The sequence below is a fragment of the Corynebacterium sp. 51B genome (assembly GCF_008930785.1).
GTDB lineage: Bacteria > Actinomycetota > Actinomycetes > Mycobacteriales > Mycobacteriaceae > Corynebacterium > Corynebacterium megadyptis.
Genome location: NZ_PQMK01000004.1, coordinates 64055 through 78782 on the forward strand (window position 1 = coordinate 64055; position 14728 = coordinate 78782).

Sequence of the window (14728 nt, forward strand, 5' to 3'; positions counted from 1 at the left end):
TTTCCCCCATATAGGGGCAAGCTCGGAGGACTTATATACTCAATTCTATGACTATCGCACATATTGATTCTGGTTTCCGCCCTCCCGCAGGCGGTTTCAAGCCTGCACCCGTCAACCCCGTGGCGAACGAGTTTGATAATCCCGAATCGACCGGCAAGCCCAAGCCCTACGCTGCGGGTATTCCCGGTGTTGCGCACGCGATGCAGCACGCAGTGCCGAACCGCGGGTTGCTGCCGCTGCTCACTATGAACAAGCCTGGCGGCGTGGACTGTCCCGGCTGTGCGTGGCCCGAGCCGCCGCAGCACGAGCTGGGCATTGTGGAATTCTGCGAAAACGGTGCCAAAGCCATCGCGGAAGAGACCACCCCAGACCGCGCTGATCGTGATTTTTGGGCCTCCGTCTCCGTGCCCGAGATGCGCGAAAAGACCGATTATTGGTTGGGCAAGCGCGGCCGCATTACCGAGCCGCTGCTCTACGATCGCTCCAGCGGCGATGAGCACTACCGCCCCATCTCCTGGGAGGATGCCTTCTCCCTCATTGCGGACAAGCTGAGCACCATTCACCCCGATGAGGCCGTGTTCTACACCTCCGGCCGCGCCTCGAATGAGTCGGCGTACATGATTCAGCTGCTGGCCCGCCGCTTCGGCACCAATAACCTGCCCGACTGCGCCAATATGTGCCACGACTCCACCGGCGCCGCCCTGGGCGAAACTCTCGGCCTGGGCAAGGGCTCCGTGGTGATTGAGGACTTCTCCCGCACCGACCTGATTATCTCGGTGGGACAGAACCCAGGCACCAACCACCCGCGTGCCCTCGGCTCCTTCTCCAAGTGCAAGGAAAACGGCGGCAAGATCCTCGCGATTAACCCCATGCCGGAGACCGGCCTCCGCGGCTTCCGCGATCCCCAGGAGCCCACTGCTCTGGTGGGCAAGCCCGCCAAGCTGGCCGATGAGTTCTTGCAGGTGCGCCTCGATGGCGACCGCGCCTTCTTCCAGGCCCTCAACAAGGAACTGATCCGTCGCGACGCCCTCGATCACAAGTTCCTCGATAACTTCTGCTCCGGTGTGGAGGAGACGATCGAGCACCTCAACTCCCTCGACGATGCCGAGCTGCTGCGCGGCTGCGGGTTGAGCATGGCGGATATCAAGAAGGCCGCCGACATGGTGGAGGAAGCCCGCACCGTGGTGCTTACCTGGACCCTCGGCGTGACCCAGCACGAAAACGCCGTGTACACCATCCGCGAGATGGTGAACTTCCTGCTGCTCACCGGCAATATCGGCAAGCCGGGCGCCGGCACCGCGCCGCTGCGCGGCCACTCCAATGTGCAGGGCGACCGCACTATGGGCGTGTGGGAGAAGATCAAGGAGCCCTTCCGCCTCGCCCTCGAAGAGCGCTTCGGTTTCGACTGCCCCGCCGAGGACGGCCTGGGCACCGTGCCCTCGCTGCAGGCGATGCGCAGTGGCAAAACCAAGTTCTTCCTCTCTCTCGGCGGCAACCTGGTGCGCGTGGCTTCGGACACCTCGGTGGTGGAGCAGGCCATGGCCTCCAATGAGCTGACCGTGCACTTGTCCACCAAGCCCAATGGCTCCCACGCCTGGCCGGGCGAGAAGTCCCTCATCCTGCCGGTTCTGGCCCGCACCGATGTGGATAACAAGCCCTCCGGCCCGCAGAAGGTCACCGTGGAGGACTCCGCCGGCGCCGTGCACGCCTCTGAGGGACACCGCACCGCCAACCACGATCTCTCGCTGCGCAGCGAAATCGAGATCCTGGGCACCATCGGCAAGATGGTGTGCGGCGATGAGTGGTGGCAGCCAATGATCGACGACTACTCGGTGATCCGCGATCACATCGCGGCCACCATCCCCGGCTTCGAGGACTACAACAAGCGCATCGAAAACCCAGGCGGGTTCATGCTGCCTAATGGTCCGCGCCAGCGCGAGTTCAACACCCACGACGGCAAGGCCCACCTCACCGTCAACGAGACCAATGTGATCGACCTGCGTGAGGGCGAGCTGCTGATGAACACCGTCCGCTCGCACGATCAATACAACTCCACCATCTATGGTCTGGACGATCGCTACCGCGGCATCAAGAATGGCCGCCGCGTGGTGTTCATGAACCCCGAGGACGCCCGCGAGCGCGGGGTCCGCGATGGCGACTTGGTGGATCTGGTCTCCCGCTACTCCGATAGCGAGCGCCGCGCCCCGAACTTCCGCATCGTGGAGTTCCCCGTGGCCAAGGACTGCGTGACCACCTACTTCCCCGAGGCGAATGTGCTGGTGCCGCTGGATTCCCGCGCCCACATCTCCCACACCCCGGTGTCCAAGTCCTGCCGCGTGTTCATCGAGCCGCTGGGAAGGAATGTCAATGACTAATTCCTCCCCGGCCAAGGGCAAGAAGGACGACCCGGAGAAGATGGCGGCCATGGAGCACTGGCTCGATCAGGTGTGCTCCGAGCTGGGACTGGATCGCGCCCTGGCCGGCGATAACACCGATCAGCTCCTGGGACTTACTGGGCGTATCGCCCACGGCCCCAGCCGCCCCGGCGCGCCGCTGAGCTGTTTCCTGCTCGGCCTCGCCGTGGGGGCGGACACCGCCGGAGACAGCAGCGAGCTGGATCCCGAGCAGGTGCGCGCTGCAGTACGCGAGCGCGCCGAACGGCTCATCGGGTTGATCGAGGACTAAACCAGTCCGTAGTAGTGGGCAGGAGCACAGCGTCGATAAGCGCCCTGCCCACTACCTGACAAGGTGGAAAGCACAGCTGTGGGCAGAATCATTGATAATCCCCGCATCACTCGGGTGGTGCTGCGCGAGGATGAGATATTTATGAACGAGCGCAGCGATGCGGTGGCGGTAGAAGAACCCCTCGAGCTGCGCGTCGGAGGGACCACCTACACCACCACCATGCGTACCGCCGGCAACGATATCGAGTGGATGCACGGCTTCCTCTACAGCGAAGGGCTCATTAGCAGCGCGGAGGATGTGAAGGAAGCCCGCTACTGCGCTGGGGCCACCGGAGAAGACGGCGCCAACACCTATAACGTGCTGGAGTGCTCCTTGACCAGCGTGCTGCCGCTGCGGCCTCGACTGGGCACCATGACCAGCGCCTGCGGGGTGTGCGGCACCAACTCCATTCAGGAGATCACCCGCGCCGCCCGCTATCCCATCACCCCCATCGCCCCAGACCCACGGCTCATCGCCGCGCTGCCGGAGGCGCTGCGCACCGAGCAAAAAGCCTTTGAGAAAACCGGGGGCATTCACGCCGCTGGGCTCTTCGCCCCCGATGGCACGCCGCTGTTTATCCGCGAGGATGTAGGCCGGCACAATGCCTGCGACAAGGTAATCGGGGCGGCACTAATGGCGGGCATGGAGTTTCCCCTCGCCGGGCACATCATGGTGATGAGTTCGCGCGCCTCCTTCGAGCTGGTACAAAAAACCGTGCTGGCCGGGTGCTCGGGACTGGTCGCGGTATCGGCCGCCACCAGCCTGGCGGTGGACCTCGCCCGCGCCACCGGGCTGCTGCTCGTGGGGTTTGACCGAGGCGATCGCTTCAACCTCTACTCCGGCGAGCTGGCCGCGGTGAACACGGAGAGCTAGCTGCTGGCTCTGCTCTCGCTCCGCGCGCCGCAGGGCGGGCACATCAGCTCCTGATCACTCCCCTGCCGCCGCGATTCATCCCGCACACCCCTACCCCCGCTGCCCTCGCCGCTGGGCGCGGGGCACTACTCTATGTCATGGACGCTGGCACCGAGCGACGGCCGTATGGGATCTGTGTATAAGGCTGTACGCTGCTGCAAGGCGCCCGCCGCGAGCGGCCCGCCCCACCCAGCACGGTGCCACCCACAAGGACGCTGCCCGCGGCTCTCTGCGTCCGCCCTGCTTGTGTTTTCGGTCCTTCCCGGATCGCTAGGGCGCAGTACGCAGCGCCTCGGCGCTGCCGGCAACGCGATCGTGTCGTTGCGCCAGCTAGGCATCGCGTCCACGAGGCGGCAGCCACCGCAGAGCCTCACGGCACCGCAGGGCCTGTGCACACCAGCGGGCCCCGCGCCGCGCACGGGCAGGAAGCAGCACGCCCGTCCGGCCACAGCGTGAGATGAATGGGAAGGCACACGTTCTCGCCCCGCCACCGCGGCGGGCCACCCGCGCCGCAGCAGTGCCGCGCGGCTGGACGACACTGCCCGATAGTGCTTCATTATTGAATAAAGGAGAAGAAACGATGATTCGCCGCTCACTTGAAATCGCCATGGCCTTCATTGGCGTGCTGGTGGGAGCCAGTTTCGCCTCGGGCCGCGAGGCGCTGCAATACTATGTGGCCTTCGGTAACTGGGGCATCTTGGGGGCTGTCCTGGCTTCCTTGGCGATGATGATTGCCGGTGTCACCATTTTGCAGCTGGGCAGTTATCACCGCGCGAAGGAGCACACCAACGTCTTCGACGCGATCTCCGGCCCGGTCACCTCCAAGATCTTGGATGGTGCCACCATGATCACCCTGTTTTGTATCGGCTTCGCCATGTTCGCTGGCGCCGGCGCGAATCTCGAACAGCAATTCGGCTGGCCGGTGTGGGTGGGCGCGATATCGATGCTCATTCTGGTGCTGCTCACAGGATTATTGGACGTGGATAAGGTGACCATTGTCATCGGCGCCATCACCCCCTTCATCATCGTGTTGATCAGTACCGCCACCCTGTGGACGATTGTCCACTCCAACCCGGACTTCTCGACCCTGCACGAGCAGGCCACCCAGATCCCCACCACGCTGCCCAATTGGTGGATTTCCGCACTCAATAACCTCGGCCTGCAGGTGATCGTGGTGGTGTCGATGGCCATCGTGATCGGCGGTAACTTCCTCGATTCCCGCGAGGTGGGTATCGGCGGCATCGTGGGCGGTTTCGTGTTCCTCTTCCTGCTGGCGGTGCTGGTGGGTTCGATGTACATGTCCGTGGACACCGTCATGGAAACGGACATGCCTACCCTGGCGATGATCAATGACATTCACCCGACGCTGGGCTTCATCATGACCTTCGCCATCTACGGCATGATCTACAACACGGCGATCAGTATGTTCTACGCCTTCGCTAAGCGCGTGACCAAGAACAAGCCGCAGAACTTCTATAAGGCCTATTGCATTGCCGTGCTCATCGGTTTCGTGCTCAGCTTCATCGGCTTCTCCAATCTGATCGGCTGGATTTACCCGATTCTGGGTTATATGGGCATCCTCATCATGATCATCATCGGCTGGGCCTGGTGGAAGCACCGCGGTGACCTCGAGTCGGAGACGGAGCTGCGCCGCCGCGCCCGCGAGCTGCTGGGCAAGCGGGTCACCCCCGATGAGAAGCTCACCCGCACCGAGGCTCGGGAGCTGCGTTCGATCGCCTATAACTCCAATATTCCGGAAAAGGAGTTCATCTCCGAGATCCTCACCGAGGTGGACATCGATTCCGATTCGGATGAGGCGGAGCAGATTATCGCCTCCACTACCCCGACTACGCCCTCCTCATAGCCACTCTCCCCGCCTCGGCGGGGAGTTTTTCGCTTATCGACGCCATCCCGCAGCCGCTGTCGCGCGCTGCCGAGCAGCACCCCTCGCTGGAGCGCCGCACTAGGCTAGAGGACATGAAAAATATCGTGATTACCGGTGCCAGTGATGGGGTGGGGGCGGCGACCGCTCGTCAGCTTGTGGAGCGTGGCCACCGGGTGCTGATCGTGGGCCGCAACGAGGAGAAAACAATCCGGCTGGCCACCCAGCTGGACTGCACCTACTTTTTGGCGGATTATCTTGAGTTCGACCAAGTGCGCCGCCTCGCCGCGGATATTGCCGGTCATTGGGACAGCATCGATGTGCTCATGAACAATGCGGGTGGCATGTTCCAGCACTATGGGCTCAGCGCCGATGGCTATGAGCGCACCTATCAGCTCAATCACCTCGCCCCCTTCCTGCTCACAAATCTCTTGGTGCCGCAGCTCACGGAAGGAGAAGGACGGGTGGTGGGCACCTCCTCTATCGCGGCGCTCGTTGGAAAAGTGGATTTCTCTAACCTCATGCACACAGAGGACTACTCGTGGCGCAAGGCCTATCCAGATTCCAAGCTGGCCACCACCTTGTTCTGCGCCGAGATCAACAACCGCTGGGGCGATCGCGGCATCACGGGGCTGTCGCTCCACCCCGGCGTGGTGTCTACCTCCTTTGCCCGCGACGCCAGCCATCTCATGGGGGCGTTCTATAACAGTCGCTTAGCACCAAAGGTGATGGATACCCCGGAGACCTCGGCCACGCGCATGGTGTATCTCGCAGAGACGCCCTTCGGCGAGGGCGTAGAGCCTGGTGGCTACTATGTGCGCAATCGTCGCTTCCCGCTGCCGCCGAAGGGCCGGGATAGCCGGACCGCCGCCCAGCTGTGGGAGGATTCCGCCAAGAAGGTCGGGCTGGACTAGCGCTTTTTAGCGCAGGCGCAGCAGTCGCGAGATGCGGCGGCGGTTGCGCGCCACCCAGCGATACACGATCCCCGCACCAGGCAGGAGACATGCAAGGCCGAGAGTGCGGATACCGAGGCTGCGCCCGTGCTGGCGCAGGGCCATGCCGATGGCAGTATTGCCGCGGTAGAGCCGCAAGCCGGTGGTGTAGAGGGCGTGGTCGGTGATTTCCGCGCGCACGACCCGTGCCAAGCCCTCGTCGCTGGGGCTGGCCGGCTCCACGGCCACCCGCGGGGCAAGCTGGGCGAGCTTGAGCGCGCAGGCCTGGCAAAAACCGCAGTCGCCGTCATAATAAAAAACCGGTTGTGCTCGCATTTTTGTCTCCTACTGATCCTTTATTTGCACCCACGTGACGACAGCACCGAACTGACGTATTTCCCCGCCCGCGGTGCGCACCCGCAACGGGGCACCGAGGCTGCACTCGAGCACCTGCTCCCAGCGATAGCTGCGCGTCGAGCTCGTGCGCCGCCCGCGGCGAAACTCCACTAGCTCGCGGCCTAGCTGCAGCCGCACATCGTCTTCCACATCGATACACCAATAGCCTGCACCGCGCTCACTGCGGTGCAGGCCCTCAGGGCTGCGCTCGACGTCTGCGAGGCGCTCAATACGCTCAATCACGCCCAAGCGGTGGCTCATGCCCTCGGTGTCGAGCAGCACGAGTGGCATGGACACCTCGGCGCGGCGCACCTCGGAGAGAGTCCACACCGATGGCCGCAGCGGGGTGCGCGGGGTGGTGTCTGCGTGTCCCGAGCCGGCAGCGGAGCGTCGAGAAGCGCGCTCGGAGCTCTGCCGTTGCCAGCTGACTACCGTGTTGCCACGCAGGCTAAGCAGCCGCGGGTGGTCCGCGAAGCGCAGCACAAAGCGATCGGTCTCCGATAGTTTCGAGGGCAGCGCGGGCAGGCGCTGGCCGCGCACAGCCTGCAGCGCCTGCACCACCTCCTCATCCGTACTCGTAGCGCTGACACCATGGGTGCTCAGCCCCAGTAGAAGGTGGGCGAAAGGCATTTCCGGCTGGGCCTCCCAGGTACGGCGCAGCTCCTCGAGGATGATCGGGATACGCGTGGGATCACGGTCCACGGCCCCTCCTTTCGCTCCCTGCGGCGTCGGAGCTCACTACCCCGAGACGGCACCGCTGGTCTGGACACGAGCATAGCCCCGGCGCGATACGGAGTCGTTCCGGGGCGGGCCGTTTCGCCTCAGCGGACAGCAAGCGAGAGTATCCCTAGGTGTCACCTGCCCTAGGTGTTTTCTGCTATCCGCTAGAGAAATGATGGGTGCACCCTTCGCCTCACCGGAGCGGGCTATCCCTCGACGCTCACCGAGCCGTCGTCATTGACGTGCACTGACGCGGCGGCGGCACGCGCAAGATTCAGGCGCTGCCAGGACCCAGCGGCGGATTGATCGTCCAGTGGGGCACCAGCGGGAGCGGCAGTCTGGCGCAGCACCTCGGCGCGCTGCTGCCAGGTGAGTTCGGGAAATATCGAGCTCAGCAATACCGGTGCAGCCTCAGGAACGATCATCGGTGCCGCGGTGGTGTAAACGGGTGCGAAACCATAGTCGAGGCGCTCAGTATAGGTATCCACCACCGCAGCGCTGGGGGCGATGCCTGCAGCGCACGCGGAGAGGCTGGACTGGCAGCGCCATTCTAGCTCCGCCCGCAATTCTGCGGCGGCCGCATCGAGGACCTCGCGCATACGTGGATCATTGAGCCGGTCCGCGGCCGCAGCCGTGCCGGTGATGCGCCCGCCGATCACGTCAAGGGGATAGTGCACCCCGAGCACCACGCGGTGATAGCCGGATTCGGCACCGCGGGCGATGAGCTGCGGGGCGAATTCCGGCAGCATATAGGCCAGCAAGGTGGTGGTCCACGTGGCTTGGTTGGTGTGTCCCGAGGGGAAGGATTTACTGTCCTTATAGAGGTTCTCGCCCTCGGGGTTGTAGCGGTTGATCCGCTCGGGAGCCACCTTAAAGGGCCGGTCATAGCCGAAGGCTGCCTTCTCGGCGAAGGTGGAGCTGGCGGGGCCGCCGGCACGTGCCAGCCAGCCGCGCCCGAGGAGCATCTCCGTTTTAGGTAGCCGTCCCGCCGCTAGTGCCTCGCGCACATGCTGGGCGAGCGTCGGCCCGAGAGCATCCGTGACCACCGGCAGCAGCCCCCTTTTATCGGCGAGCGCCCCTTCTTGGGCGGCGGCGATGAGTTCGGGGTTATCGGCGGCGGCGTTATTGATAGCGATGGTGCGCGCGAGGTTGTCCTGCATCACCTCGGGGTGGTTACGCTCGAGATCCCAGAATCCCGCAACCGGCTGCAGGTACACCCCACCGGGATAGGAGCTGATATCGGAGATATAGCCCACGTAGTCGCTGGCCGCGAAGGGCTGCGGGCTCGGCTCAGCTACCTCCGCCTGAGCGAGCGGGGCGGCAATCATCATGACACTTCCGAAAGCGGCGGTCAGCCTGATGACACGACCTCGATGAGGATTCACCATGAGTATGTTTTCTCCTTCAACATTTCAGTGCGGCCGTGCCGCGAATGCGGCGGCGCGGATGTGTGAATGGGCGCCTTTTATCTAGGCGAGGGCGTGAGGATAGGGCTGAGCACCAGGGTTGCCTGCATAGGTGCGATAACTCATTTCTACCCAGAGCGGCGCGGTGGGTTCGAGTACACTGTCGCCCAAAATCCAGTCGGCATGGGCGTAGTCGGGAGTTATCTCCACGGCCATGTAGCCGTGCCGCGAGAAGTCTATGTGCTTGAACCAAGGATTGACGGCGGTGAGTGTGCCTTCGCACGCTCGCATCATATTCATCACAACTTGATGCTGTGGAATCTTCTGAGTCACTGCATCATAGGCGCCTGCTGCACTGATGGAGGTGGTCACAAATTCAGTGGCAGCCACCCGCCGATCCCCATCTCGGTATCCCTGCGGGTGCAGGGGCACATCGTTAGCCCAGCTACTGTGTATGTCTCCGGTGAGAAAGAGGACATTACGGCCTCCGGTGCCGACAATGCTATCGACGATCCGCTGCCGCTCTGCCATGAAACCATCCCACTGATCTGTATTGATTGCCACGCCCTCTTCCGGCAGGCCCACCTGTTTTTGTAGGAAAGAACGAAGATGTGGGTCAAGACCAGCAGGCAGGGTCATCGGCGCAATCATGACTTCATTGCCCACCACCTGCCATCGAGCAGTGGAATTGCCCAACTGTTCAATAAACCACTCAAATTGCTCGCGCCCGAGCATGGAACGCTCTGACTCATTGGCGTGAGCCCAAAAAAGAAGATCATTACGCTCCCAATTGCCACCATAATGCACGAGTGCGGCATCCCGGAAAGTACGTAGATCTGGGACAATGAGATCAAAAAGCCCACCGTAGGAGAAGCTACGATAGATCGTTTCACGTCCTTCTTGGAGGCGGACCGGCATCCACTCAAAGTAGGCCTGCATTCCATTGCGACGCAGTTGTTGATAGTCTTCGCCGAACTCGGGCGCACCGCCGCCTTGACCATCCTTATAGGCGTTATCTGAGAATTCGTGATCGTCCCAGATACAGATCATGGGCAACCGTGCGTGCAGGTCCGCGAGATCTGGATCCTTTTTGTAGTGCCCTTGCCGTATACGGAAGTCTTGTAGGCTGGTGGTGCGATGCGGGGGCTGTACGGGGCGCACTAAAGTGTCGAAGGCGCCAGTGTAGCCACCAGTTTCATACTCGTAGGTGTAATCTCCTAAATGTAGAACAAATTCGAGATCATTGCGATCAGCTATATGCCGGTAGCCGCGAAAAAACCCCGCCTCATAGTTGGCGCAGGAACACACGGCGAAGCGCACGGGATCCATCGCTCCTGCGGCAGGGGCGGTTCGGGTACGGCCGATGCGGGAGGACTCGTCGCGATAAACGAAGCGATAGTAGTATTCGGTGGCCGGTTGCAAGCCGATGACGTCAACCTTTACCGTGTGGTCGCGCTCGGCGCTGGTATGGGCTACCCCCTTGGACACAATGTGCTCAAAGGTCTCATCGGAAGCCACCTCCCAAGCCACCTCCGCCGCGGGCCCCACCCCGGAGCCGGGGAGGGCTTCGGCAGTGGGGGTAATCCGCGTCCAGATAATCACCGCATGGGGCAGCGGATCACCCGAGGCCACCGAATGCTGGAAGTAACCCTCAGCTGGGGCAGTTTCGTTAGCTTTGGCGAGACGAATGGGCGCCACGGCGGCAAGTCCCGTGGCGGATGTCAGTGCAAGAAAATTTCGACGTTTCACCCTTTTGAGGCTAACAGTATCTACATCCCCCACAGCCAGTTTATTGACCATATTGGCCGATGTTCGGCCAAAGTTCCACGCGATGTTACTGCTTCGTAACCCACTAGCCACGCCACAACGTGGCCCCGTTCCAATAACACCAGCGCCCCAGCGGCTACATTACAGTTAGCTCTGTCAGCTCCGCAAGTGTCACACTTAGACGCGGAATACTCAACGCAGCTACCGAATCCGCTTGCACCGGCTGGCGCCGCACGCTGTGGTCATGCAGATGCAGCGCCACCACCTCCCCTAAGCCCCATTCCGCCGCGGGGACCCACGCCTCCTCGGAGCCGTTGATGAGCACCAGGGCGGCGTGCTCGCCGAAGGCGCCGCGAACCACATAGGCCAGACGCTCCTCGCCGCAGTGCAGCACCGTTGTGCGGGCCGCGATCTGGGCATAGTCGCTTTCTCGTAGCCAGGAGTGCTCCCGCCGCAATCGCAGCATATCCCGCACGACATGCCCCATATTCGGGAAGCCAGCGGCGCGGTCATAGTCGAAGACGTTGATCGTATCCGGGGACTTATAGGAGTTCTCCACCCCGTGCTTAGTGCGGCAGAATTCCTGCCCGGCGTGCAGGAACATCACCCCGCGGGAGAGCAGCTGAATCTCGGTGGCGAGGGCATGCCGCCGGACCGGATCACTGACCCCGGTGGCCAGAAGTTTGTCATACATGGTGAGGTTGTCGTGCGCCTCGTTGTACACCACCGATTGGGCCGCGCTGAGATAGGTGCGGGTGGTGGGGGCACCTAGGTGGGCGTCGATAAGCGTCTGTCCCCCGCCGCCACCGGAGATGAATCCACGAGAGTCGGCGTGAAACACCCCGCCTTTGATCACATCGCGGAAGGTGTCATTGAACATCGCCACCCGCGGCAGCAGGCGCGCGTTACTTTGATTCGCGCCGAGCGACTCGGGCGGATGATTGCCCATCTCCCAGCCTTCCCCCAGCAGCACGATGCCGGGGTCGATCGCATCCAGTGCGGCGCGCACCGCCCTGATGGTGGCGACGTCGTGCAACCCCATGAGATCCAGCCGGAAACCGTCGACGCCATAGGTGCTGGCCCAATAACACAAGGAATCCACAATATAGCGGCGCATCATGGATCGCTCCGAGGCCGTCTCATTGCCGCAGAAGGAACCATCGCAGAGCTGGCCATTAGCGTCCGTGCGGAAGAAGTAGCCGGGAACCGTGCGCTGTAAAGGATGCTGCGTCGCATCGTAGACGTGGTTGTACACCACATCCATCACTACCCGCAGGCCACGGGCATGCAGTGCGTCCACGAGTGCACGGAACTCGGTAATTCTAGCCGCAGGGTCAGTAGGGTCGGTGGAATAACTGCCTTCAGGGACGTTATAGTGCGCCGGGTCATAGCCCCAGTTGTATTGGGCATCGAAACCGAGGTCCGCAGTTTCATCGACGGTAGCGAATTCGCTCACCGGCAGGAACTGAATGTGCGTCACCCCGAGCGAGCAGAGATAATCTAGGCCCGAAGGATAACCAGCCGCGGTGCGGGTGCTTTCCTCTGTCAGGCCCAGGAACTTGCCCTTGTGGGTGATGCCGTTATCCTCGCCGATCGTGAGATCCCGAATATGTGCTTCGTAGATCACCGCATCCTCGAGCGCCCCGAAGGAGGGAGCCCGCTGCACCGCGGGCAGCAGATGAGCCGGATCCAGCACGACGCCGCGCACCCCATTGGCCGTGACCGCGGTGGCATAAGGGTCCACCGCGGTGGTGCTGTAATCGGCGAACTCCAGCGCATAGTGGTAGTCCCAGCCCCACACATCGCTATCTACCCGGCAGTGCCAGCTACCGTGCGCACCGCGCTTCAGGGCATAGACTGCCGGCTCGGCCGAAGACGCACTCGCCGCCGGGCTGCCGAGCGGCTGCTCCGGCGGTGCCAGATGCAGACTCACCGAACATGCGGTCGGTGCCCAGAGATAAAAATCCGCCCCCGCGTGCGGATCATGCCGGTCACACACCAGCCCCAAGGGACCGGAGTAATAGGGATAGCGCTGTGAGTGCGCGCCAAGGTGGGCGAGTGAGCGGGCGAGCAGATCCTCGTCGGACACGGTGGCGGTGGCCCCCCTTCCTTGCATCGCTGCACGACGCGAGCTTCCCCCGCGCACGTAGGCACAGTGTGTATGCTACCGCCGGATCGATAGCGATTAATCATCGCACCCCAGTTGCCGATGGATCGTTAAGCTGAAGGTATGAAGCATCAAACGACCAAAAATATTCCCACCATCGGGCTGTCCACGGGAGCCCTGAGCATCACTGCCGGTGTGCTCTTTTTAGCGATTATGGCCCTCAAGGAGGGCTACTCGGATGGCTCGGCGGTGCTCTGTGTGCTCTGCGGGCTCGCGATGGTTATTCACGCCGCGCTGGTCCCCACCTTCCCGCCGCTCGCCCGTTTCTCGCTCTTTGTCGCAGCGGGCATCACCATCGTGGCCACCGAACGCATCTATGACGTCTGGATAGGCATACTGGTAGCCGCCCTGGCCTGCGGCGGCTCGCTGCTCGGCACCTGGGCGGAGCTCTGGGGCCCAGGAGCCACCCGCAGCATAGGACGGCGAGCTCCCCGCGGCGGACTGCTGCACCCTTCCCCCACGCCTGCGCCACCCATCGTCTATTTCCTCATGATGGGCTACGTCGCGCTCGCTGCCTTGGGCATGCTCGCATTCACCCTTCCCACCACAATCCTGCTGCTCGTTCTCGGGGCCGGATTCGTGGCTGCAGTGTGCTACTACCGCTGGAACTTCACCCAGCGCCTGGCACTGAGCATCGCCGCGCTCGGCACCATCAGCACCCACATCGGCGCACTGCTTATCATCAGCAAAAACGTGGTGGGCGCGATCTATATCTGGCCCATCCTGGCCCTCCCCGTCTCTCTTATCGCCATGGCGCTGGTCTTTAACACCCGCCCCCAGCCACAGCCATAACGAAGATAGACATAGACAAAACCCGCCTCTTCCCCGGAACAGATCCGGAAAGAAGGGGCGGGTTATCTAGTCTTGAGACAGATGCCCAGCGCTGCCTAGTGACTACTCACTAGCCGGCGCCGAGCGATGAACGCCTTAGGGGCGCTGCATCTTGCCATCCTTATCCTTGAACGGGAAGCCCAGGTGGCGCAGCAGGGCGCGGCCTTCCTCGTTGTTGGTGGCGGTGGTGACCACGGTGATGTCCATACCACGCGGACGGTCAATCTTGTCCACGTCGATCTCGTAGAACATGGACTGCTCAGTGAGACCGAAGGTGTAGTTGCCATGACCATCGAACTGCTGATCAGACAGACCACGGAAGTCACGAATACGCGGCAGAGCCACGGTCAGCAGACGATCCAGGAACTCCCACATGCGGTCGCCACGCAGGGTGACGCGGGCGCCGATGGGCATGCCCTCACGCAGCTTGAAGTTCGCGATGGACTTCTTGGCGCGACGGATCTGCGGCTTCTGGCCGGTGATAGCGGTGAGGTCCTCGAGAGCACCGTTGATCATCTTGGAGTCGCGGGCGGCGTCGCCCACACCCATGTTGACCACGATCTTGGTCAGGCCGGGGATCTCCATGACGTTGGAGTGGTTGAACTCCTCAGCCAGCTTCTGCTTGATGTCCTCGCGGTAACGGGTCTTCAGACGCGGGGTGTAGTTCTCCATTGTTAGATGTCCTTCCCGTTGCGCTTGGAGATACGAACCTTCTTGCCGTTCTCGTCGAAGCGGTAGCCAACGCGGGTCGGGTTGCCATCGGAGTCGAGCACCATCACGTTGGACACGTGGATGGGAGCCTCCTGGGTGACAATTCCGCCGGACTCAGCACCAGCTTCAGGTGCGGAGTTGACGACGTGCTTCTTGATGCGGTTGACGCCCTCGACGAGGACCTTGTTCCGCTTCGGGAAAGCTTGGATGACCTTGCCCTTAGCGCCCTTATCCGGACCAGAGATCACGATGACGTTATCGCCCTTGTGGATCTTCATAG

13 protein-coding genes are annotated in these 14728 nt (G+C 62.5%); 6 read left to right on the forward strand and 7 right to left on the reverse strand.

Features of this window, described 5'->3' with window-relative positions; translation table 11 throughout:
* Positions 1–47: 47 nt before the first annotated feature.
* The 5 genes from GBB14_RS06025 to GBB14_RS06045 all read left to right on the forward strand — a co-directional run bounded on the left by GBB14_RS06025 (position 48) and on the right by GBB14_RS06045 (position 6432).
* Positions 48–2375 carry an FdhF/YdeP family oxidoreductase gene (locus tag GBB14_RS06025; RefSeq protein WP_192796140.1) on the forward strand — a complete coding sequence of 776 codons (2328 nt, stop codon included), beginning with the start codon at positions 48–50 and terminating at the stop codon, positions 2373–2375.
* Positions 2368–2685: a DUF6457 domain-containing protein gene (locus GBB14_RS06030; RefSeq protein ID WP_225976659.1), complete on the forward strand. Its 318-nt coding sequence runs from the start codon at positions 2368–2370 to the stop codon at positions 2683–2685. The genes GBB14_RS06025 and GBB14_RS06030 overlap by 8 nt, the downstream gene beginning before the upstream one ends.
* A 78-nt stretch (positions 2686–2763) precedes the next feature.
* The gene (gene fdhD / locus GBB14_RS06035) at positions 2764–3597 is read left to right on the forward strand and encodes a formate dehydrogenase accessory sulfurtransferase FdhD (protein ID WP_151528937.1); all 834 of its coding nucleotides are present in this window, start codon (positions 2764–2766) and stop codon (positions 3595–3597) included.
* Between the two features lie 619 nt (positions 3598–4216).
* Positions 4217–5500, forward strand: a complete 1284-nt coding sequence (locus tag GBB14_RS06040; RefSeq protein ID WP_151528938.1) for a hypothetical protein — start codon at positions 4217–4219, stop codon at positions 5498–5500.
* Positions 5501–5613: 113 nt separating this feature from the next.
* Positions 5614–6432 (forward strand): SDR family NAD(P)-dependent oxidoreductase, encoded by an 819-nt coding sequence (locus GBB14_RS06045; protein ID WP_151528939.1) that lies wholly within the window; start codon positions 5614–5616, stop codon positions 6430–6432.
* 6 nt (positions 6433–6438) lie between these two features.
* Here the strand turns inward: GBB14_RS06045 and GBB14_RS06050 are convergent, their stop codons facing one another.
* The 5 genes from GBB14_RS06050 to pulA form a co-directional block, all read right to left on the reverse strand.
* Positions 6439–6786 (reverse strand): DCC1-like thiol-disulfide oxidoreductase family protein, encoded by a 348-nt coding sequence (locus GBB14_RS06050; protein ID WP_151528940.1) that lies wholly within the window; start codon positions 6784–6786, stop codon positions 6439–6441.
* Positions 6787–6795: 9 nt separating this feature from the next.
* The gene (locus tag GBB14_RS06055; protein ID WP_151528941.1) at positions 6796–7548 is read right to left on the reverse strand and encodes a hypothetical protein; all 753 of its coding nucleotides are present in this window, start codon (positions 7546–7548) and stop codon (positions 6796–6798) included.
* A gap of 224 nt (positions 7549–7772) precedes the next feature.
* Entirely contained in the window at positions 7773–8954 is a 1182-nt protein-coding gene (locus GBB14_RS06060) for a phosphatase PAP2 family protein (protein WP_370513217.1), read from the reverse strand.
* A gap of 81 nt (positions 8955–9035) precedes the next feature.
* A complete protein-coding gene (locus tag GBB14_RS06065) occupies positions 9036–10721 on the reverse strand; it encodes an alkaline phosphatase (RefSeq protein WP_225976658.1) in 1686 nt (561 codons plus the stop codon).
* Positions 10722–10875: 154 nt separating this feature from the next.
* Positions 10876–12828, reverse strand: a complete 1953-nt coding sequence (gene pulA, locus GBB14_RS06070) for a type I pullulanase (RefSeq protein ID WP_192796139.1) — start codon at positions 12826–12828, stop codon at positions 10876–10878.
* Between the two features lie 141 nt (positions 12829–12969).
* On the opposite strand from pulA, the gene GBB14_RS06075 reads away from it, so the two are divergent.
* Positions 12970–13698 (forward strand): hypothetical protein, encoded by a 729-nt coding sequence (locus GBB14_RS06075; protein ID WP_151528943.1) that lies wholly within the window; start codon positions 12970–12972, stop codon positions 13696–13698.
* A gap of 135 nt (positions 13699–13833) precedes the next feature.
* On the opposite strand, the gene rplE is transcribed toward GBB14_RS06075, so the two are convergent.
* Both rplE and rplX read right to left on the reverse strand, forming a co-directional pair.
* Positions 13834–14409 carry a 50S ribosomal protein L5 gene (gene rplE, locus GBB14_RS06080; RefSeq protein WP_151528944.1) on the reverse strand — a complete coding sequence of 192 codons (576 nt, stop codon included), beginning with the start codon at positions 14407–14409 and terminating at the stop codon, positions 13834–13836.
* Positions 14410–14411: 2 nt separating this feature from the next.
* Positions 14412–14726, reverse strand: coding sequence for a 50S ribosomal protein L24 (rplX, locus tag GBB14_RS06085; protein WP_151528945.1), 315 nt, complete (start codon positions 14724–14726; stop codon positions 14412–14414).
* Positions 14727–14728: the final 2 nt, after the last annotated feature.

What these genes read in the sequence shown, in the direction of transcription:
- GBB14_RS06060 (WP_370513217.1), bottom strand. Translation starts at nt 8,954, where the DNA reads ATGGTGAATCCTCATCGAGGTCGTGTCATCAGGCTGACCGCCGCTTTC.
- GBB14_RS06030 (WP_225976659.1), top strand. Translation starts at nt 2,368, where the DNA reads ATGACTAATTCCTCCCCGGCCAAGGGCAAGAAGGACGACCCGGAGAAG.
- rplX (WP_151528945.1), bottom strand. Translation starts at nt 14,726, where the DNA reads ATGAAGATCCACAAGGGCGATAACGTCATCGTGATCTCTGGTCCGGAT.
- GBB14_RS06075 (WP_151528943.1), top strand. Translation starts at nt 12,970, where the DNA reads ATGAAGCATCAAACGACCAAAAATATTCCCACCATCGGGCTGTCCACG.
- GBB14_RS06040 (WP_151528938.1), top strand. Translation starts at nt 4,217, where the DNA reads ATGATTCGCCGCTCACTTGAAATCGCCATGGCCTTCATTGGCGTGCTG.
- GBB14_RS06050 (WP_151528940.1), bottom strand. Translation starts at nt 6,786, where the DNA reads ATGCGAGCACAACCGGTTTTTTATTATGACGGCGACTGCGGTTTTTGC.
- GBB14_RS06045 (WP_151528939.1), top strand. Translation starts at nt 5,614, where the DNA reads ATGAAAAATATCGTGATTACCGGTGCCAGTGATGGGGTGGGGGCGGCG.
- GBB14_RS06025 (WP_192796140.1), top strand. Translation starts at nt 48, where the DNA reads ATGACTATCGCACATATTGATTCTGGTTTCCGCCCTCCCGCAGGCGGT.
- rplE (WP_151528944.1), bottom strand. Translation starts at nt 14,409, where the DNA reads ATGGAGAACTACACCCCGCGTCTGAAGACCCGTTACCGCGAGGACATC.